This window comes from Aeromonas bestiarum (genome assembly GCF_028751155.1).
Taxonomy (GTDB): domain Bacteria; phylum Pseudomonadota; class Gammaproteobacteria; order Enterobacterales; family Aeromonadaceae; genus Aeromonas; species Aeromonas bestiarum.
The window spans coordinates 2,861,597-2,881,379 of record NZ_CP064746.1 but is presented as its reverse complement, the minus strand read 5'-3'; the positions used below and the strand labels follow the sequence as shown (position 1 = coordinate 2,881,379).

General features: G+C 59.3%; 22 protein-coding genes. 15 read left to right on the top strand and 7 right to left on the bottom strand.

Features of this window, described 5'->3' with window-relative positions; all coding sequences use genetic code 11:
• Nucleotides 1-176: 176 nt before the first annotated feature.
• Nucleotides 177-422, bottom strand: a complete 246-nt coding sequence (locus IU367_RS13340; RefSeq protein WP_043136802.1) for a hypothetical protein — start codon at nucleotides 420-422, stop codon at nucleotides 177-179.
• A 118-nt stretch (nucleotides 423-540) separates the two neighbouring features.
• Here IU367_RS13340 and IU367_RS13335 point away from each other — a divergent pair, with 118 nt between their 5' ends.
• Nucleotides 541-1,833 carry an MFS transporter gene (locus IU367_RS13335; RefSeq protein WP_274452134.1) on the top strand — a complete coding sequence of 431 codons (1,293 nt, stop codon included), beginning with the start codon at nucleotides 541-543 and terminating at the stop codon, nucleotides 1,831-1,833.
• A 70-nt stretch (nucleotides 1,834-1,903) separates the two neighbouring features.
• Here IU367_RS13335 and ahpF read toward each other — a convergent pair whose 3' ends face one another.
• From ahpF to IU367_RS13320, 3 genes are all read right to left on the bottom strand, one after another.
• Nucleotides 1,904-3,496 carry an alkyl hydroperoxide reductase subunit F gene (gene ahpF / locus IU367_RS13330; protein WP_241278183.1) on the bottom strand — a complete coding sequence of 531 codons (1,593 nt, stop codon included), beginning with the start codon at nucleotides 3,494-3,496 and terminating at the stop codon, nucleotides 1,904-1,906.
• A gap of 91 nt (nucleotides 3,497-3,587) precedes the next feature.
• On the bottom strand, nucleotides 3,588-4,154 hold the full coding sequence (ahpC, locus tag IU367_RS13325; protein ID WP_017411392.1) for an alkyl hydroperoxide reductase subunit C: 567 nt from the start codon (nucleotides 4,152-4,154) through the stop codon (nucleotides 3,588-3,590).
• A gap of 661 nt (nucleotides 4,155-4,815) precedes the next feature.
• Nucleotides 4,816-5,262 carry a CBS domain-containing protein gene (locus tag IU367_RS13320; RefSeq protein ID WP_098984366.1) on the bottom strand — a complete coding sequence of 149 codons (447 nt, stop codon included), beginning with the start codon at nucleotides 5,260-5,262 and terminating at the stop codon, nucleotides 4,816-4,818.
• 211 nt (nucleotides 5,263-5,473) lie between these two features.
• Between IU367_RS13320 and queA the strand changes: the two genes are divergently transcribed.
• From queA to nlpI, 7 genes are all read left to right on the top strand, one after another.
• A complete protein-coding gene (gene queA, locus IU367_RS13315) occupies nucleotides 5,474-6,541 on the top strand; it encodes a tRNA preQ1(34) S-adenosylmethionine ribosyltransferase-isomerase QueA (RefSeq protein ID WP_274452133.1) in 1,068 nt (355 codons plus the stop codon).
• A gap of 70 nt (nucleotides 6,542-6,611) precedes the next feature.
• Nucleotides 6,612-7,748: a tRNA guanosine(34) transglycosylase Tgt gene (gene tgt / locus IU367_RS13310; protein WP_042865859.1), complete on the top strand. Its 1,137-nt coding sequence runs from the start codon at nucleotides 6,612-6,614 to the stop codon at nucleotides 7,746-7,748.
• 50 nt (nucleotides 7,749-7,798) lie between these two features.
• Nucleotides 7,799-8,134, top strand: coding sequence for a preprotein translocase subunit YajC (gene yajC, locus IU367_RS13305; protein WP_098984364.1), 336 nt, complete (start codon nucleotides 7,799-7,801; stop codon nucleotides 8,132-8,134).
• Between the two features lie 18 nt (nucleotides 8,135-8,152).
• Nucleotides 8,153-10,006, top strand: a complete 1,854-nt coding sequence (secD, locus tag IU367_RS13300; protein WP_043555278.1) for a protein translocase subunit SecD — start codon at nucleotides 8,153-8,155, stop codon at nucleotides 10,004-10,006.
• Between the two features lie 9 nt (nucleotides 10,007-10,015).
• Entirely contained in the window at nucleotides 10,016-10,963 is a 948-nt protein-coding gene (gene secF / locus IU367_RS13295; protein WP_043136784.1) for a protein translocase subunit SecF, read from the top strand.
• Between the two features lie 101 nt (nucleotides 10,964-11,064).
• Nucleotides 11,065-11,433 carry a rhodanese-like domain-containing protein gene (locus IU367_RS13290; protein WP_274452132.1) on the top strand — a complete coding sequence of 123 codons (369 nt, stop codon included), beginning with the start codon at nucleotides 11,065-11,067 and terminating at the stop codon, nucleotides 11,431-11,433.
• A gap of 90 nt (nucleotides 11,434-11,523) precedes the next feature.
• The gene (gene nlpI, locus IU367_RS13285) at nucleotides 11,524-12,471 is read left to right on the top strand and encodes a lipoprotein NlpI (protein WP_280136097.1); all 948 of its coding nucleotides are present in this window, start codon (nucleotides 11,524-11,526) and stop codon (nucleotides 12,469-12,471) included.
• A gap of 166 nt (nucleotides 12,472-12,637) precedes the next feature.
• Here the strand turns inward: nlpI and IU367_RS13280 are convergent, their stop codons facing one another.
• Complete coding sequence (locus tag IU367_RS13280; protein WP_274452131.1) at nucleotides 12,638-13,510, bottom strand: U32 family peptidase; 873 nt, start codon at nucleotides 13,508-13,510, stop codon at nucleotides 12,638-12,640.
• Nucleotides 13,511-13,524: 14 nt separating this feature from the next.
• Nucleotides 13,525-14,520: a ubiquinone anaerobic biosynthesis protein UbiU gene (gene ubiU / locus IU367_RS13275; RefSeq protein ID WP_264303463.1), complete on the bottom strand. Its 996-nt coding sequence runs from the start codon at nucleotides 14,518-14,520 to the stop codon at nucleotides 13,525-13,527.
• 190 nt (nucleotides 14,521-14,710) lie between these two features.
• Here ubiU and ubiT point away from each other — a divergent pair, with 190 nt between their 5' ends.
• Complete coding sequence (gene ubiT, locus IU367_RS13270) at nucleotides 14,711-15,250, top strand: ubiquinone anaerobic biosynthesis accessory factor UbiT (protein WP_043137002.1); 540 nt, start codon at nucleotides 14,711-14,713, stop codon at nucleotides 15,248-15,250.
• Here ubiT and IU367_RS13265 read toward each other — a convergent pair.
• Nucleotides 15,197-15,613, bottom strand: a complete 417-nt coding sequence (locus tag IU367_RS13265; protein WP_043136773.1) for a hypothetical protein — start codon at nucleotides 15,611-15,613, stop codon at nucleotides 15,197-15,199. The two genes, ubiT and IU367_RS13265, sit on opposite strands and share 54 nt — an antisense overlap.
• 180 nt (nucleotides 15,614-15,793) lie before the next feature.
• On the opposite strand from IU367_RS13265, the gene trmJ reads away from it, so the two are divergent.
• From trmJ to hscB, 6 genes are all read left to right on the top strand, one after another.
• Nucleotides 15,794-16,516: a tRNA (cytosine(32)/uridine(32)-2'-O)-methyltransferase TrmJ gene (gene trmJ / locus IU367_RS13260; protein ID WP_274452130.1), complete on the top strand. Its 723-nt coding sequence runs from the start codon at nucleotides 15,794-15,796 to the stop codon at nucleotides 16,514-16,516.
• A 93-nt stretch (nucleotides 16,517-16,609) separates the two neighbouring features.
• A complete protein-coding gene (iscR, locus tag IU367_RS13255) occupies nucleotides 16,610-17,113 on the top strand; it encodes a Fe-S cluster assembly transcriptional regulator IscR (RefSeq protein ID WP_042865866.1) in 504 nt (167 codons plus the stop codon).
• A gap of 57 nt (nucleotides 17,114-17,170) precedes the next feature.
• Nucleotides 17,171-18,385 (top strand): IscS subfamily cysteine desulfurase, encoded by a 1,215-nt coding sequence (locus IU367_RS13250; RefSeq protein ID WP_043136767.1) that lies wholly within the window; start codon nucleotides 17,171-17,173, stop codon nucleotides 18,383-18,385.
• Between the two features lie 41 nt (nucleotides 18,386-18,426).
• Nucleotides 18,427-18,810 carry a Fe-S cluster assembly scaffold IscU gene (iscU, locus tag IU367_RS13245; RefSeq protein WP_005310405.1) on the top strand — a complete coding sequence of 128 codons (384 nt, stop codon included), beginning with the start codon at nucleotides 18,427-18,429 and terminating at the stop codon, nucleotides 18,808-18,810.
• Between the two features lie 15 nt (nucleotides 18,811-18,825).
• Nucleotides 18,826-19,149, top strand: a complete 324-nt coding sequence (iscA, locus tag IU367_RS13240) for an iron-sulfur cluster assembly protein IscA (RefSeq protein WP_042865868.1) — start codon at nucleotides 18,826-18,828, stop codon at nucleotides 19,147-19,149.
• A 112-nt stretch (nucleotides 19,150-19,261) separates the two neighbouring features.
• Nucleotides 19,262-19,780 carry a co-chaperone HscB gene (gene hscB / locus IU367_RS13235; RefSeq protein ID WP_043136762.1) on the top strand — a complete coding sequence of 173 codons (519 nt, stop codon included), beginning with the start codon at nucleotides 19,262-19,264 and terminating at the stop codon, nucleotides 19,778-19,780.
• The last annotated feature ends 3 nt before the right edge of the window (nucleotides 19,781-19,783 follow it).

The window sequence follows — 19,783 nt, the reverse complement described above, 5'->3', positions numbered from 1 at the left end:
TAAGATATTGAATTTTTTGACCAGAGAGTTTCCAACTTAAATGGTCGTGATCAGGCGCAGAGTGAACGCGGGCCAGCTGCCCGATAAAACCAAGGCCACCCCAGCGGGTGGCCTTGTTGTTTATGGCGAATGTCTGACATGACATCACGCAGGAGCCTTCTCAGCCTCGGGCTGCGTCAGGATTTGGCCGGTGCGAGCAGGGCCAGGGCTTTGGCCAGGGTATCGACGGATTCCTGATGCTTGCCCGCCTTGTGCAGTGCCTCACCTTCGGCGCGCAGCTGCTTCACCTCGGCCAGCTGCTCGGCGCTGAGGGCGGGGCCTGCGGCGAGGGCATCATCGATCTTCTTCATGTCTGCGGGGCAGTGAAACGCGAGGGCACTGCCGGCAAAGAGCAGGCCAATCAATAACAGGACAGGTTTCATCTTGGTTACCTCAATGGTGGGTCTCATCAAGGATAGTCCGGCCGTGGCGGGGCTGGTTGGGTTGAAGTGGGCGGGAAGCAAACGGTACCATGGCTGTTTAGCCCTACAGGGAGACCCCATGACACTCACAAGGTTGTTGTCACCCTTGGCCAGTCTGGTGATATTCATTCTGGGCCACGGCATGTTCAATACCCTGCTGACGGTGCGACTCTCGGCCGAGCAGGTGTCGGTGCAGGCCATAGGTCTGGTGTCGGCCGCCTATTTTGGCGGCCTGGTGCTGGGGGCCTTCGTCAACGCTCGCCTCATCATACGGGTCGGCCATATCCGGGCCTATGCGGCCTACGCCTCCCTGCTCTGTTTTCTGTTCCTGCTGCACGGCATGGTGGTGGAACCCGTCAGCTGGGCGGCGCTACGGCTGCTGGGTGGCTTTGCTACCGGCGGCCTGTTCGTGGTGCTGGAGTCCTGGATGCTGGTTTCCAGCACCCCGGCCAACCGGGGGCGGCTGATGTCGCTCTACATGATACTGCTCTACGGATCCCTGGCCATGGGCCAGTTGCTGCTCAAGTGGGTGGATCCCATGGTGCTGACCCCGTTTGCCCTGTGCGCCATGGCGGCCACCCTGTCTGTGGTGCCGCTGGCGCTCTCCCGGGTGGCGACGCCCGCCATGGTGGCGCCCCAACCGGTCGGGGTGATCGAGCTGGTGCGGCTCACCCCGGCGGGCATGGGCAGCAGCTTCACCTCGGGCCTGATCCTTGGGGCTATCTATGGCCTGCTGCCACTCTATTTTACCGACAGCGGCGCCTCGCTCTCGCGGGTGGCGGACATGATGGCGCTGGTGATCCTGGGGGGCATGTGCCTGCAGTATCCCATAGGCCGCATGTCCGATCGCTATGACAGACGGCTAGTGATCCTGCTGCTCGGCGCCGTGCTGACCCTGCTCGCCCTGCTGATGGTGCTGTTGCCGGAGGAGTGGCGCGAGCCTGTCACCGGCACCCTGGTGTTCTTGCTGGGGGGGATGGCGTTTTCCATCTATCCCCTGAGCCTGAGCCACGCCTGCGATGAGCTGCGTCCGGATCAGGTGCTGGGGGCCAATCAGGGGTTGCTGCTCGCCTACAGTCTGGGAGCCATGATAGGGCCGCTGCTGGCGCCTTTCGTCATGCTGCAGTTCGGGCCGCAGGGCTTGTTCGTCTACTTCGCCCTGTGCGGCACCCTGCTGACGGCATATCTGGGCTGGCGCAAGCGGCAGCGGGCCCCCATTCCGCTGGCCGATCATCAGGTGTTCATGCCGGTGCCGCCCAATACTCCCATGACTGCCGAACTGGAGCCGAGAACGGATCTGGCGGGGGAGGCTGTCCCTGCCAGCTATGCCACGCCTGAGTCATCCGGGCCGCAGGATATGAAGACCGGTTAGCGGTCGCTGAATCACGCGGATAAAAAAAGCCGGCTCCAGGGAGCCGGCTTTTTATTGGTAACGGAGACTATCAGGCGGTCACGGCATCGGCCTTGGCGGATGTCTCGGTGGCGTCCGGCGCCGCATTGCGGATGAGGTAATCAAATGCCCCCAGCGCAGCGGTCGCTCCTGCGCCCATGGAGATGATGATCTGCTTGAACGGCACCGTCGTGGCGTCGCCTGCGGCATAGACGCCGGGCAGGGAGGTGGCGCCCTTGGCGTCGATCTCTATCTCGCCAAAGCGGGTCAGTGCCACTTCACTCCCCTTGAGGAACTCGGTGTTCGGCACCAGGCCGATCTGCACGAAGATACCGGCGACCGCCAGATGCTTGATCTCGCCGGTGGTGCGATCTTCGTAATCCATGCCCACCACCTTGCTGCCGTCACCGATCACTTCCGTGGTGCGGGCGCTCATGATGATGTCGATGTTGCCCATGGAGCGCGCCTTCTTCTGCAGTACCTCGTCGGCGCGCAGGGTATCGGCGAACTCCACCACGGTCACGTGCTCGACGATGCCGGCGAGATCGATGGCCGCTTCTATGCCTGAGTTACCACCACCGATCACCGCCACCCGCTTGCCCTTGAAGAAGGGGCCGTCACAGTGCGGGCAGTAGGCCACGCCCTTGGTGCGGTATTCAAGTTCGCCCGGCACGTTCAGATCACGCCAGCGGGCACCGGTCGCCAGGATCACGGCGCGGCTCTTCAAGGTGGCGCCGGAGGCCAGCTCCACGTTCACATAGCCATCCTTGCTGATGGCGGCGGCGCGCTGCTCTGTGATCACTTCCACGCCGTACTGCTTGACGTGCTGCTCCAGACTGGCGGCCAGCTTGGGGCCTTCGGTGTAGGTTACCGAGATGAAGTTCTCGATGCCTACCGTGTCCATCACCTGACCACCGAAACGCTCGGCGACGATGGCGGTGCGAATGCCTTTGCGAGCGGCATAGATGGCAGCCGCGGCGCCAGCCGGGCCACCGCCCACTACCAGCACGTCGTAAGGCGCTTTTTCATTGAGCTCTTCAGCCTTGCGTTCTGCTGCGCCAGTGTCGAGCTTGGCCACTATCTCTTCCAGCGAGATGCGACCCTGGCTGAACGGTTGGCCGTTCATATAGACGTTCGGCACCGCCATGATCTGGCGCTCGTTCACTTCGTCCTGGAACAGGGCGCCGTCGATCATGGTGTGGGTGATGCCGGGGTTCAGGGTCGCCATCAGGTTCAGCGCCTGCACCACGTCCGGGCAGTTGTGGCAGGAGAGGGAAATGTAAGTCTCGAAGTGGAACTCGCCCTTGAGGTTGCGGATCTGCTCCTGCACGGCCGGATCGGCCTTGGAGGGGTGACCACCGCTTTGCAGCAGGGCGAGCACCAGGGAGGTAAATTCATGACCCATGGGGATGCCGGCAAAATGAACGCGCGGGGCCTGGCCCTTTGGCGCGATGCTCATGGAAGGCTTGCGAGCGGCAGTGCCAGAGGTCTGGGTAATCTTGGGGGACATCTCGCTGATCTCTGTGGCCAATGCCAGCAGCTCTGCGGATTTGTCACTGTCATTGCCGGACACGCTGATCTCGATGGGATTGACGATGTACTGCAGATAGGTGTTCAGCTGTTGTTTGAGGTTGGTATCCAACATCTTCGAATTCCTTCTTTTGATTGCGGGTCGGCGTTTTGTCAGGCCAGAAAGCAGACCGGCCCTTGAATGGGCCGGTCTTGGAAGCGGAGGCTTAGATTTTGCCTACCAGATCCAGGGACGGGGCCAGGGTGGCATCGCCTTCTTTCCACTTGGCCGGGCAGACTTCACCCGGGTGGGAAGCAACGTACTGGGCCGCTTTGACTTTGCGCAGCAGTTCCAGGGCGTCACGGCCGATGCCGCCAGCGTTGATTTCAACGATCTGGATGATGCCCTGCGGGTCGATGACGAAGGTGCCGCGGTCAGCCAGACCGGCTTCTTCGATCATGACGCCGAAGTTGCGGGTGATGGCGCCAGTCGGGTCACCAATCATCGGATACTGGATCTTCTGGATGGTGTCGGAGGTGTCGTGCCATGCCTTGTGGGTGAAGTGGGTGTCGGTGGAGACGGAGTAGATCTCGACGCCCAGCTTCTTGAATTCGGCGTAGTTGTCAGCCAGGTCACCCAGCTCGGTTGGGCAAACGAAGGTGAAGTCAGCCGGGTAGAAGAACACCACGGACCACTTGCCTTTCAGGTCAGCGTCAGACACCTGAACGAATTTGCCATTGTGGTAGGCGGTGGCGTTGAACGGCTTGATTTCAGTGTTGATGTAGGTAGACATGTATTAGCTCCTTGGTGATGTACATATGCCTGTCTGGTATTGAAGAGTCTGTCCGGACCAGGCGTTTAACGTTCGATGGATTCATCATAGGGGCTTCTCCTAATCGGTTAAAGCCGCAATTTTGAATCACTTCAATCTATCTATTAGATAACCTACCGCTGCTGTACCTAACATGAATATTTCTGACATGCAGAGGTAACCCCTTGTCGAGATTCAACATCTGTGCGGTTCTTGGGTTTTTCAAGGGGCGAATGGGCAGCTTTCTCGGGGGGACGGGGCGTGGCAGTTACGTACTGGGCGAAACACGCAAAAAGAGGGGGGCCCGGGGCAGGGCAGGAGGGTGCAGATAAAAAAAATCCCGGCGCTGTCGTAAGGACAAGGCCGGGTCATCAAACAAGGAATGGCTATATAAACAAAAGCTTTACAGCAAAGACTAACTACGGGGTGTGCAAACTTGCAGACATATGAGAGGAAGAGGCTGGGTGCACAATCCCTCGTCTCCCCCTCGGCAACTATTGCATGGGGGAGATAATAGTGTGATGCAGATCACAAAGCAAGGTTGTGGTGTAAATTTTCAATCAAAATGAAAGTCTTTCAGCTTTATTGCCGATTTCATGTGCTGAAAACGCTTTTATTGTAATTTTATTACAGGCTTTAAAGATCAAAAATCGCCGGGCGGTTCCTGTTCTTCCATCAGTTCGAGCAGGTTGATGGCAACCGCAATGAAATCCGACTCCGTGACTATGCCCACCAGTTTGCGCCCCTTGAGCACCGGCAGGCAGCCATATTTGTGGCGCTGCAGGTAGAGCGCCGCCTCCTTGATGCCGGCGTGGGGATCCACGCTCGCCACCTGGCGGGTCATGATCTCGTCGAGCTGGACGCTGTCGGTGAATTCCGCTTCCCGCTCCGGGTTGATGAGCAGCAGCTTGGACTCGCGAGTGGCCAGGATGTCGGTGAGGGTGACCAGACCCAGCAGGTGATGGTGCTCGTCGACGATGGGGATGTGGCGGATCCGCTCCTGCTGCATCAGATCCATCGCCTGTTTGACGCTGTTTTCCGGACCCAGAGTGAAGGGATGTTCTGTCATGATCTCGGATAAGGTCATCATGGTGGGCCTCCTTGTGTATCTGCTTTCACCCTAGCCCAGCCCCCACAGGCAAAACATGATCAGGGTCAATACAAAACCTTAAAGGTTTTTTAACTGGCCCTGCTTCACATAATTGCTCGCTATCCCTTGTCTCTCTTGGGTTTTTGGTCTTTTGGGTTGCCTTGGAAGAGGGGGATAACTAGACTAGCCGCCGATTCCCCCGAGGTGAAAGATGCAAGTATCCGATTTTCATTTTGATCTGCCAGACGAGCTGATTGCCCGCTATCCGATGGCAGAGCGTACCGCCAGCCGCCTGTTGCAGCTCGATGGTCAAAGCGGCGCCCTGCGCCATGGTCAATTTGTGGATGTGCTGGACCAGCTCAACCCCGGCGATCTGCTGGTATTCAACAACACCCGTGTCATTCCGGCGCGCATGTTTGGCCAGAAGGCCAGCGGCGGCAAGCTGGAGGTGCTGGTGGAGCGCATCCTGGACGAACACAGCGTGCTGGCTCACGTGCGCTCTTCCAAATCGCCCAAGCCCGGCACCCGTCTCATTCTGGATGGTGGGCCCGACGGTGAGAAAGTCGAAGCCGAGATGCGGGCCCGCCACGATGCCCTGTTCGAGATCCATTTCCAGGACCCCCGCCCCGTGCTGGAGATCCTGGAAGCCATAGGCCACATGCCGCTGCCGCCCTATATCGACAGGCCCGACGAGGATGCCGACAAGGAGCGCTACCAGACCGTTTACAACCAGAAGCCGGGCGCCGTGGCGGCGCCGACCGCCGGCCTGCACTTCGACGAGCCATTGCTGGCAAAGATCCGTGCCAAGGGGGTTGAAACGGCCTTCGTCACCCTGCATGTAGGGGCGGGGACCTTCCAGCCGGTGCGGGTGGACAAGATTGAAGATCACCACATGCACTCGGAATATGCCGAGGTGCCGCAGGAGGTGGTGGATGCCATAGCCGCAACGCGCGCCCGCGGTGGCCGGGTGATTGCGGTGGGCACCACCTCGGTGCGATCGCTCGAGAGCGCCGCCAAGGTGAGCCTGGCTCAGGGCAAGCCGCTGGCGCCGTTTTTCAGCGATACCGACATCTTCATCTTCCCCGGCTACCAGTTCCAGGTAGTCGATGCCATGGTTACCAATTTCCACCTGCCGGAGTCGACCCTGATCATGCTGGTCAGCGCCTTCGCCGGGTACGATCACGTGATGGCGGCCTATCAGGCGGCCGTGACCGAGCAGTACCGTTTCTTCAGCTACGGGGACGCCATGTTCGTCACCCGTCGCCGGGCGGTGGCATAAGCCTCGCCCTTTATACCGGGCCTTCGGGCTCTCTATTGTCAGACTGTTTCTCTGACGCAACGAGGTAGCAATGAAATTTGAACTGAAAACCACCGACGGCCGTGCCCGTCGCGGCCAGTTGGTATTCGAGCGCGGCACAGTGCAGACCCCAGCCTTTATGCCGGTCGGTACCTATGGCACCGTCAAGGGGATGACCCCGGAAGAAGTGCGCGAGACAGGTGCCCAGATCCTGCTTGGCAACACCTTCCACCTCTGGCTGCGGCCGGGGCAGGAAGTGATGCGCGCCCACGGCGATCTGCATGACTTCATGAACTGGCAGGGCCCGATCCTGACCGACTCGGGTGGTTTCCAGGTGTTCAGCCTGGGGCACATTCGCAAGATCACCGAGGCGGGCGTGCACTTCCGTCACCCCATCAACGGCGAGAAGATCTTCCTCGACCCCGAGAAATCCATGGAGATCCAGTACGATCTGGGCTCCGATATCGTGATGATCTTCGACGAGTGCACCCCGTATCCGGCCACGTACGAAGAGGCGCGCAAGTCCATGGAGATGTCCCTGCGCTGGGGCAAGCGCTCGCGCGACAAGTTTGATGCCCTGGGCAACAAGAACGCCCTGTTCGGCATCATTCAGGGTTCCGTGTATGAAGAGTTGCGGGACGTGTCTCTCAACGGCCTGCTGGAGATCGGCTTCGACGGTTATGCGGTCGGCGGTCTGGCGGTGGGTGAGCCCAAGGAAGACATGCACAGGATCCTCGAGCATGTCTGTCCGAAAATTCCGGCCGACAAGCCGCGTTACCTGATGGGCGTGGGCAAGCCGGAAGACTTGGTGGAAGGGGTGCGCCGCGGGGTCGACATGTTCGACTGCGTGATGCCGACCCGCAATGCCCGCAACGGCCATCTGTTCACCACAGATGGTGTGGTCAAGATCCGCAACGCCAAGTATCGCAGCGACACCAGTACCCTGGATGCCGATTGTGATTGCTACACCTGCAAGAACTACACCCGCAGCTATTTGTACCATCTGGACAAGTGCAACGAGATCCTCGGTGCCCGTCTGAACACCATTCACAACCTGCGTTATTACCAGCGTGTGATGCAGGGTTTGCGGGACGCGATCGAGCAGGGTAAATTAGACGACTTTGTAGCTGAGTTTTACCGTCGGCAAGGGAAGCCTGTGCCTCCGTTAGCTGAAAATGACGTGAAATAACAACGATATATAAGCCAGTTCTCAAATCTACATCAATAAGAGGTTGTTAAATGAGCATTATCTCCAAGGCGTATGCAGAAGGCGCAGTTCCGGGTGCACAGGGTGGTGGTATGGAAATGATCATCATGCTGGCCGTGTTCGGCCTTATCTTCTACTTCATGATCTATCGTCCCCAGGCCAAGCGCGCCAAGACTCATCGTGATCTGATGAGCTCCCTCTCCAAGGGTGATGAAGTGCTCACTTCCGGTGGCCTGGTCGGCAAGATTGCCAAGGTGTCCGCCGATAGCGAATACATTGTGCTGGCCCTGAATGATCAGACTCAAGTCACCATCAAACGTGATTTCGTCTCTGCCGTTCTGCCCAAGGGTTCTATTCAGTCCCTTTAATCTCCCGAGGAGCACAGCGTGTTAAATCGCTATCCGCTGTGGAAATACCTGATGGTGGTCTTCGTGATCGCCATCGGTTTTCTATATGCAGCCCCCAATCTTTACGGCGAAGACCCGGCCTTGCAGATCTCTGCCAGCCGGGGTGCCGAAGTCAAGCTAGAGACGCTTGATCTGGTGAAAGAGACGCTGGATGCGGCTCAGATCCCGGTCAAGCATGCTGCGTTCGAACACGGTTTCATTCTGATCCGTTTCAAGAACACCGAAGAACAGCTCAAGGCGCGCGACGTCGTCGCCAACAAGCTGGGCGACAACTTCATTACCGCTCTCAACCTGGCGCCCTCCACGCCTGCCTGGCTCGAAGCCATCGGTGCCAACCCGCTCAAGCTGGGTCTTGACCTGCGCGGTGGTGTGCACTTCCTGATGGAAGTGGACATGGCCGAGGCGCTGACCAAGCAGCAAGAGCAGATGGTGCAGGATTTCCGCGCCGAGCTGCGTACCCAGAAGATCCGTTATTCCGGCGTGCGTCGGGCCGGTGATCAGGTACAGGTGCTGTTCCGCGATGAAGCGGATCAGGCCAAGGCGGTCTCTCACCTGCGTCGTCAGAACCCTGATCTGACCTTCACCACAGAACAGAAGGGGGATGAGTTCATCCTGCTGGCGGGTCTGAGCGAAGCCAAGATCAAGGAAGTGAAGAAGTACGCCCTCGAGCAGAACATCACCATCATCCGTAACCGGGTGAACGAGCTGGGTGTGGCCGAGCCGCTGGTACAACAGCAAGGTGCCGAGCGCATCGTGGTGGAGCTGCCCGGTATTCAGGACACGGCCCGTGCCAAGGAGATCCTGGGCGCGACCGCGACCCTGGAATTCCACATGGTCGATGAGACTGCCGATATCCAGGCCGCCGCCGATGGCCGGGTGCCACCGAGCTCCAAGGTCTACAACGATCGCAACGGCCGTCCCGTCGTGCTGCAAAAGCGCATCATACTGACCGGTGACCACATAGTGGGTGCCCAGTCCGGTTTCGACGAATACAGCCGTCCCCAGGTCAACATCAAGCTCGATGGCCAGGGTGGCAACAAGATGGCCAACTTTACCAAGGACAACGTCGGTAAAGGCATGGCCACAGTGTTCATCGAATACAAGCCGGTCGGTCAGCCGGGTCCGGATGGCAAGCGCAAGTTCCGCAAGCAGGAGGAGGTGATCAACGTCGCCACCATCCAGTCGCGTCTTGGCAGCCAGTTCCGCATCACGGGTATCGACAACGCCAACGAAGCCCACAACCTGGCGCTGCTGTTGCGTGCTGGTGCCCTGATAGCCCCGATCCAGATCGTCGAAGAGCGCACCATAGGCCCGAGCCTGGGTCAGCAGAACATCGACAGCGGTATGGAAGCCATCGGCTGGGCCATGCTGGTGATCGTGCTGTTCATGGGGATCTACTACCGTGCATTCGGCTGGGTGGCCAACCTGGCGCTCACCATGAACCTGGTGCTGATCGTCGGCATCATGTCGATGATCCCCGGGGCCACCATGACACTGCCGGGCATCGCCGGTATCGTCCTGACGCTGGGCATGGCGGTGGATGCCAACGTGCTGATCTACGAGCGTATTCGTGAAGAGATCCGCAACGGTCGCGGGGTGCAGCAAGCCATCCATCTGGGCTTCGACCGCGCCTTCTCGACCATCGCCGACTCCAACGTCACCTCGCTCATCACCTGCGTGATCCTGTTCGGTATCGGCACCGGCGCCATCAAGGGCTTCGCCCTGACGCTGGGCATTGGTCTGAGTGCCTCCATGTTTACGGCCATCACGGTATCCCGCGCCATCATCAACCTGGCCTGGGGTGGACGGCGCATCGACAAGCTGCCGATCTAAGGAAGAGACATGTTTCAGATTCTACATTTTGAAAAGCCTATCCCCTTCATGCGCTTCGCCAAGTCGGGAATGGTGTTCTCTGCCCTGCTGACGATACTCGCCCTGTTCTGCCTGTTCGATCGGGGTCTGAACTGGGGTCTGGACTTCACCGGTGGTACCACCATAGAGGTGGGATTCCAGCAATCGGTGAGCCTGGACAAGATGCACGAGGCGCTGGATCAGCAGAAGATTGAAGGGGCGACCCTGCAATTCTTCGGCTCCAGCCGTGATGTGCTGGTGCGCATGACCCCGAAAGAGGGGGTCAAGGTGGAGCAACAGGGTAACGAAGTGCTGGCTGCAGCCAAGTTGATCGATCAGAGCGCCGTGCTCAAGCGCGTCGAATTCGTCGGCCCCTCGGTGGGTGACGAGCTGGCGACAGACGGTGCCCTGGCCATGCTGGCCTCCATCATCTGTATCCTGATCTACGTGGCGGTGCGCTTCGAATGGCGTCTGGCCATGGGGGGCATACTCTCCCTGGCGCACGATGTGATCATCACCCTCGGCATCTTCGCCTACTTCCAGTACGAGTTCGACTTGACCGTGCTGGCGGCGCTGATGACGCTGGTGGGTTACTCCCTGAACGATACCATAGTGGTGTTCGACCGGCTGCGGGAGAACTTTCGCAAGGTGCGCAAGGGAAATACCAGCGAAATCATGGATCTTTCCATGACAGAGACCCTGAGCCGGACCATCATCACCTCGGGGTTGACCTTCGTGGTGGTGGTGGCGCTGCTGCTCAAGGGCGGTCCGCTGATCCACGGTTTTGCCATCGCCATGGTGATCGGGGTGGCCTTCGGGACCTACTCCTCCATCTATGTGGCGAGTGCCTCAGCCATGTTCTTCGGGGTCAAGCGGGAGCACATGCTGCCGACCCAGGTGGAAAAAGAGGGCGCGGATCAGCAAGAGATCCTGCCGTAAACGACAAGGGCGCCGCGAGGCGCCCTTTCTCTTATGGCCCGGGTGAGTCATTATGCTCCCCGTTACCCATCTCCTATCATCCAAGGCAAGGAGCACAAGCCATGCAACACAATCCCCGTTTTCTGGCGCTGGTAGAGGCCGTTCGCACCCTGGTGCAAGAGACAGACGTGCATCAGGTCAAACGCTGGCAGGATGAGGGGCGCGCCTTTCATCTTATTGACGTGCGGGAAGAGAGCGAGTGGGCAAGGGGTCATCTGCCGGGGGCCGAATACCTGGGTCGCGGCGTGATCGAGCGTGACATAGAGACTCGCTATCCGGATCCGGCCACCGAGCTCTACCTCTATTGTGGTGGGGGATTTCGCTCCATCCTGGTGGCGGATAACCTGCAGAAGATGGGTTATAGCCGGGTTGTCAGCGTAGATGGTGGCTTTCGGGGCTGGTGTGATGCCGGATACCCTGTCGAATCCTGATTTATTTGAGGGAGAGAGGATCAGCCACATGACAAAGTGTCGGTTGACCTTTACCATATGCGGGGTCAAGCGTAAGCGTCGGAGTGTTCATTGAACGTCAGGAAAGGGATTGGATACCTCCTTGGTATCCTGTTGCTGCTCCCCATGTGGGGTTGCAGCAGTAGCAGTCAGGTTGAAGCGCCTCAAGTTCCCAAGCCGCAACCCGCTTCACTGGTATTGGCGACCCCCCTGCAGGTCTCTTACCAGAGCGAGTTGGCGTTGGCGCGACTCGGGCAGATGCTCGGTGAGATGGAATTGACCACAGAGCAACGGGCTGAACTGTTTTATGAGCGTGCCGTGGTGTTTGACCGGGTTGGCTTGCGCTCCCTGGCGAGGCTGGATTTCAACCGGGCCTTGCGGGAGAAACCGGATTTTGCCGAGGCCTACAACTTCATCGGCGTCTATCTGGTGCAGCAGCAGAATTATGACGAAGCCTACGAGGCATTTGATTCCGCCCTCGAGCTGGCTCCCGATTATGACTATGCCTATCTCAACCGTGGCATAGCGCTCTATTACGGCAATCGTCCCGAGCTGGCCGCAGCCGATATGAAACGCTTCTATGAAGCGCAGCCGGAAGATCCCTATCGGGTGATCTGGCTCTATCTGGCCGAGCAGAAGCTCAACGCGCCGGCCGCCATGAGCCGGATGCGCGAGCGTCTCAACAAATATGACGATGACGCCTGGAACTGGGATCTGGTTCGCCTCTACACAGGCGAGCTCAATGCGACCCAGTTGATGGGCAACGTGGTGAAAGGGGTGAAGGACAACCGGGAGCTTGCCGAGCGCCTGTGTGAAACCTACTTCTACCTCGGCAAGTTTGAACTGGCCAAGGGCAACCGCAAGGAAGCCATCAGCTACTTCAAGCTGGCACTCGCCAACAACGTGTACGACTTCATCGAGCACAGGTATGCCTTGCTTGAGCTGGAGCTGATGGCGCGCAAACCCTTGCCGCCGGGTGCCCAGAGCGCACAGGGCAAGAGCAGCAAGCAGGCCTCCTGATTGCAGGCTCTCGCGATGTAAAAAAGGCCTCACAATGAGGCCTTTTTGCTGTCTGAGCTCTGGCATGGGGCGGTGTTAATCCAGCAGGCTAATGCCGGGGATATTTGGCAACAGTAGCCGTGGCAACCGCGCCCAGACCTGTCTGCGCTCTGGCATGGGTGTGGCGTTATTCCACCAGGCTCATGCCGGGGATCTGACGCCAGTAACCGTTGCAGTCTCGCTCCCGTTGCAGGGGGAGAGGAGCCTGACCCTGCACATTGGCCTTGAAGCTGGCCAGCATCTTCAGTGTCTCCATCCCTTCGGGAGAGAGACGTACCACGTCCACCAGACCGTCCATCGTTTTGAGCTCGTTGCCCAGGTTGTAGCAGTAACCTGACTGGGTCTGGATACCGTTGAGGTTGAACACCTTCTGCCCCTCGCGGCTGCTGGCCAGCCGGCCTGTGGGGTAGTGGATGCAGGCGAGTTCGCAGCTGTCCTTGGGCTTGTCGAGGGAGCGGGCGGTGAAGCAGCGCGCCGAGTAGGCGAGCGGCAGGTGGCCGTAGGCGAACACCTCCACTTCGAACTGGCGGCGAGCGCTGCCCAGATCCTGATTGAGCTGCACCAGCCAGTCGCGCGACAGCTCCACCGGCATCACCCAGCGTGTCATCCCCTGTTTGAGCAGCATGCGCAGTACATCGGCGTTGTAGGCGTTGATGGCCGGGCCGCAGACAAACGGGAGCCCCGCCTCCCTGGCAAGTTGTACCGTGCCGAGATCGTTGGCCTCGACCATGAGATCGCCATTGTCGACCAGCCGCTTCACCTCCTTGAGCTCCGAGGGGGCCGAGATCAGCGCCAGGGTGGAGAGCACCACCTGCTTGCCCGAGGTCGCCACCTGGCGGGCGAGGGCGATCCAGTCATCTACTTTCAGTTCGCGGCGCTTGCTGCAGACGGTTTCCCCCAGATAGATGATGTCCGCCTGGCTTTGTGCCGCGGCGTCGTAAAAGGCCTGGGTGTCGGCCTTGGGCCAGTAGAAGAGCAGAGGCCCGAGAGAGAATTGCATGTGGTTGAGCTCCTTTATTGCCACTGACGATGATAGGCACCCAGGGTAGTCTGACTCCCCTCGGAGACGCGGGCGAGCTGGGCATCCCACTCGGCTTTGACGCTGTAGCCCTCGGGATTGGCCTGGTAGGCATCGATGGCCGCGCGCCAGACCCGGGTGACCTGCTCCACGTAGGCGGGACTGCGCTGGCGCCCCTCGATCTTGACCGACTGGATCCCGGTCTGGAACAGCTCGGGCAAGAGGCCGAGCGTGTTGAGGCTGGTCGGCTCCTCCAGGGCGTGGTAGGTCTGGCCATCCACCTCGAAGCGGCCCTTGCACAGGGTCGGGTAACCGGCGTTTTCACCCGGGCCATAGCGGTCGATCAGCACCTCGTTGAGGCGGGACTCGAGGCCAGCCGGCGTCTCCTCCCAGCGCACAAACTTGGCCGGTGAGCAGGCACCCACGGTATTGGGACTCTCGCCTGTCATGTAGGAGGAGAGATAGCAGCGCCCCTCGGCCATGATGCAGAGGCTGCCAAAGGCGAACACCTCGAGGCCGACATCGGTCTCGCGGGCCAGCTGTCTGACCTGATGCATGGAGAGCACCCGTGGCAACACCACCCGGCCGACGTTGAAATGCTGCTGATAGAAGCGGATGGCGGCGGCATTGGTGGCGCTGGCCTGCACCGAGACGTGCAGCTCCATGTCCGGATGATGCCGGCTGGCGTAATCGAGCACGGCGAGATCGGCGATGATCAGGGCGTCGGCACCGAGCGCCACACCCCGGTCCACAGCCTGCTTCCATCTGGCATCCGAGCCCGGGTGGGCGAAGGTATTGATGGCGATGTGCAGCTTGCGGCCATGCTGGTGCACGTAGTCCACCGCCTTTTCCAGCTTGCTGTCGGTGAAGTTGAGACCGGCAAAGTGGCGGGCATTGGTGTCATCCTTGAAACCGATGTAAACCGCATCGGCCCCGTTATCCACGGCTGTTTTCAGTGCCGGCAAACTGCCTGCCGGACAGAGTAATTCCATCGGGTACGCTCCGAGAGGGCAAAAAATGCAAAAGTGGCCCGATTGTATTCATCGATGCCTTCCCACTTTTTGACCTGAGGCAGCTTTGTGTGGCTTTACCCTTCTTGAGGTAAGTCGGCACAAGTTTGATTTCCAACAGGATCCAGAGCGTGGCCCTGTGTTTGAATGCGCAAAAAACTGGGAGTTTATCGTGTTTCAACAACTGCAATGTCGCCTGGTCGAACAGGCTCCCCGCTTTCTGCGCCGCCCCCTCAAGCTGGTGCCGTTTGCGCTGCAGCAGAACCTGATGGAGCGACTGCTGGCGCGGGTGTTCAAGGAAGCCATCCAGGATGGTGACTTCGAATTTTTGGCCGGCAAATGGCTCAAGGTCGAAGTCTCGGATCTCGAGCTGTGCTGGTTCATCAGCGAACAGGATGGAAAACTGGTGGTGGCCCGCGATTGTGAGCGGGCGGATGTCTGTTTCAGCGGCACCACCAACGACCTCATACTGATCGCCGGTCGCAAGGAAGATCCCGATTCCCTCTTCTTTCAGCGCAAGCTGAAGATTGAAGGGGATACCGAGCTGGGACTGGAGGTGAAGAACCTGATGGACAGCCTGGATCTGGCTGGCTTGCCGAGCCTGATGCGCTACCCGCTGATGGATCTTGCCACCTTCATCGAACGTGCGCGCACCGCGTCAGCGCAGGAGCCGCACTCTGCGCCGACGGGCGGGGTCCCGTCTCAGGTGTGATGCCAGGCCCCCGGCATGGTGGCGGTAGTGACTGCGCGCCCAGAGGCAGCGGCAGGCCCAGACGCAAGGGAGCAAGGCCAGCAGGGCAGTGGCGTTGGGGAGGCGGGAGAGCAACAGGCCCAGCGCCAGCCAGACGAAGGGCTGCGCCTCGTACAGCCACTCCGGCTGAAACCAGCGTTTGGTCGGAAAGATGACCAGATCGGTGCGCCGATAGCTGGAGCGCATCATCCAGATGACGGCGCCTGCGACAAACAACAGGCTGCCCGCCAGCCAGAGCAAGGGGGTCTGGGTAAGCGTGAGCGTGCCGACCGCGGTCAGCAGATAGCAGACTGGTAACCTCTCATAAAGCCAGCGCGGGCACATGTTGCCTCCGCTCCTAGATCCACTCATCCTCCAAGTTTAGCCTGCGGTCAGCCTCCGCTCATGATGCTTTGTTCTACACAATGATGGTTTTGTTGTGAAATGGCGCGCCTTTTACGGTGCCAAAATAGCGATTGGCTATGTTACAATTGCGCGCCATTTTTGACTGAAGATTGACTGGGCATGTTGGATCAGATTCGTATCGTGTTGGTAAACACTTCTCACACCGGCAACATGGGCTCTGCGGCACGCGCCATGAAGACCATGGGACTGACTCAACTGGTGTTGGTTGATCCGCAGACCCTGCCAGATGACAGCGCCATGGCCCTGGCGGCAGGGGCCAGCGATGTCCTGGCCAATGCCCGTATCGTCTCGACGCTGGATGAAGCCATTGCCGATTGTGGTCTGGTCATAGGCACCAGCGCCCGTTCCCGGACCCTGAGCTGGCCCATGCTGGATCCTCGCGAAGCGGGGGAGAAGGTGGTGGTGGAGGGGGTGAAGCATCCGGTGGCTCTGGTGTTTGGTCGTGAACGCACCGGCCTCACCAACGACGAGCTGCAGAAGTGCCACTACCACGTGGCCATTGCGGCCAACCCCGAATACAGCTCCCTCAATCTGGCCATGGCGGTGCAGACCCTCTGTTACGAAGTGCGGATGCACTGGTTGCAGGATCAGGCACCCGAGGTGGAGAGCGAGGCGGATTATCCCAGTGCCGATCAGCTGGAAGGCTTCTATCAGCACCTGGAGCAGACCCTGCTCAAGACGGGTTTCATCGCCGATGATCATCCGGGGCAGGTGATGAGCAAGCTGCGTCGCCTGTTCAATCGAGCCCGTCCTGAAACGGTGGAACTCAACATTCTGCGCGGCATTTTGACCTCGGTACAGAAGCCGAAACCGCAGGATTAAACCTGACTGGTTTACTCAACCATATACTTGACTGTTTTAGTCGGGTATGTGACCATATGCCCATATTGATTGGTTCGCAAGACGGTAAGGCATATGAGACTGACCTCAAAAGGACGTTACGCTGTGACTGCCATGCTCGACGTGGCGTTGCATGCAGAGCAGGGGCCCGTGCCCCTGGCTGATATTTCGGAGCGCCAGGGCATCTCCTTGTCCTATCTGGAACAACTGTTTGCCCGCCTGCGCAAGCATGGTCTGGTGAGCAGCGTACGTGGCCCGGGTGGCGGTTATCGCCTCGGTCTGGCCCCTGACGCCATCTCGGTCGGTCAGGTGATCACCGCGGTCGACGAGTCGGTGGATGCCACCAAGTGCCTCGGCAAAGGCGGCTGCCACGGCGGCACCCAGTGCCTCACTCACTCCCTGTGGCGTGATCTCAGCGAGCGCATTTCCAGTTTCCTGGGGGATATCACCCTGGCAGAGCTGGTGGGTCAGGCGGATGTGCGCCGGATCGCCGGCAAGCAAGACGAACAAATGAAAACCGTGTTGTCCCTGGTTGATCGGGCAGAACGCGGCGATGTGAGCTTGAAAGTCCAACTATAAACAAACGTGCTTTCCACAGTCGGTCGATGTGTGACCCTGGCTGTAACGGAGAAAAACATGAAACTGCCTATTTACCTTGATTATTCGGCAACCTGTCCGGTGGACCCGCGTGTCGCAGAAAAAATGATGCAGTGTCTCACCATGGATGGCCTGTTCGGCAATCCAGCATCCCGTTCCCACCGCTTTGGCTGGCAAGCCGAAGAGGCGGTAGACCTGGCCCGTAATCAAGTGGCAGAGCTGATCGGTGCCGACCCGCGCGAGATCGTCTTCACCTCCGGCGCGACAGAATCCAACAACCTGGCCATCAAGGGCGTTGCCCATTTCTATGCTGGCAAGGGCAAACACATCATCACCTCCAAGACAGAGCACAAGGCAGTACTCGATACTTGCCGCCAGCTGGAGCGTGAAGGCTATGAGGTGACCTACCTTGAGCCGATGCCGAATGGCCTGTTCACTCTGGAGCAGATCGAAGGTGCCCTGCGCGATGACACCATTCTGGTCAGCATCATGCATGTGAACAACGAGATCGGCGTGGTGCAGAACATTGCCGCCATCGGCGATCTGTGCCGCTCCCGCAAGATCCTGCTGCACGTGGACGCAGTCCAGAGCGTGGGCAAGATCCCGGTGGATGTGGAAGCCCTGAAAGTGGATCTGCTCTCCATGTCCGCCCACAAGGTATACGGTCCCAAAGGCATAGGTGCCCTCTATGTGCGCCGCAAGCCGCGCGTTCGTCTGGAAGCCCAGATGCACGGTGGCGGTCATGAGCGCGGCATGCGTTCCGGCACCCTGCCGACCCACCAGATCGTCGGTATGGGCGAGGCCTTCCGCATCGCCAGGGAAGAGATGGTGAGTGAAGGTCAACGCATCATGGCCCTGCGTCAGCGTCTGTGGGATGGCATCAAGGACATCGAAGCCGTTTACATCAACGGTGACCTGGAACAGCGTGTGCCGGGCAACCTGAACGTCAGCTTCGCCTATGTGGAAGGGGAATCCCTCATCATGGCGCTGAAGGATCTGGCGGTCTCTTCCGGCTCTGCCTGTACCTCGGCCAGCCTGGAGCCCTCCTATGTGCTGCGTGCACTGGGTCTGAACGACGAGCTGGCGCACAGCTCCATCCGTTTCAGTCTGGGTCGCTTCACCACAGAAGAAGAGATTGATTACGCAATCAAGCTTATCCGTGACTCCATCGGTCGTCTGCGCGAGATGTCTCCCCTGTGGGAGATGTACAAAGATGGCGTCGATCTGAACACGGTCGAATGGGCTCATCACTGATCCACAGGATCAGTGATCAACGGAATTAGCAGGAGTTAGATATGGCTTACAGTGAAAAAGTAATCGACCACTACGAGAATCCCCGCAACGTAGGTGGCTTCGACAAGAACGATCCCAACATTGCGACCGGCATGGTTGGCGCCCCGGCTTGTGGCGACGTAATGAAGCTGCAGCTGAAGATCAGCGACGACGGCATCATCGAAGATGCCAAGTTCAAGACCTATGGCTGTGGTTCCGCCATTGCCTCCAGCTCCCTGGTGACCGAGTGGGTCAAGGGCAAGACCCTGGACGAAGCCGCCGGCATCAAGAACACCGACATCGCTGAAGAGCTGGCCCTGCCGCCGGTGAAGATCCACTGCTCCATTCTGGCTGAGGACGCCATCAAGGCCGCCATCGCCGATTACAAGCAGAAGAAAGGTCTCTAAGGTCAGGAGCGCAGTATGGCCATTACCATGACAGATGCCGCAGCGGCACGGGTTTCCTCTTTTCTGACCAACCGGGGCAAGGGCATTGGCCTGCGCCTCGGCGTCAAGACCACCGGCTGTTCGGGTCTTGCCTATGTGCTCGAGTTTGTCGATGAGCTGGCGGATGAAGATCAGGTGTTTGAGCAAAACGGTGTCAAAGTCATCGTCGATGCCAAGAGCCTGATCCATCTGGATGGCACCGAGCTGGACTTCGTCAAGGAGGGGCTCAACGAGGGCTTCCAGTTCAACAACCCCAACGCCAAGGGCGAGTGTGGTTGTGGCGAAAGTTTCAGTGTCTAACCGATTTGACGCACGGCATGTCTTGCCGCTTGAACTGGCCGGAAACGGCCAGTTCAACATCGCCAGCGCCAAGGGCGAGTGTGGTGATGGCGAACGTGTCTAAGAGGCTTGCATGAATCATTTCGAGCTGTTTGGGCTGGTTGAAGGCTTCGAGCTCGATACCCGTCAGCTGGCGGACACCTACCGTCAGTTGCAAACCCAGTTCCACCCCGATCGTTTTGCCACGGCTCCCGAGCGGGAGCAGCTGGTTGCGGTGCAACGTGCCGCCCAGATCAACGATGCCTTCACGACCCTCAAGGCGCCCCTGCGCCGAGCCGAGTATCTGCTCTCCCTGCGCGGCACCGAACTTCGTGGCGAGCAGCAAACCCTGCAAGACACTACCTTCCTGATGCAGCAACTGGAGTGGCGCGAGCGGCTTGCCGACCTGAAAGGGGAGCCCGAGCCTGAGCGCGCCATCAAGGATTTTCGCCACGAAATCAGGCATGATCACCAGTTGTTGATGCAACGCCTGACGCAGGATCTCGCCGCTGGCGATGATGTGAGCGCGGCTGATTGCGTTCGCAAACTCAAGTTTGTCGACAAGCTCCTCGAAGAGCTGGAACGATTCGAAGACTCGCTGTTCGAGTCTTGATCC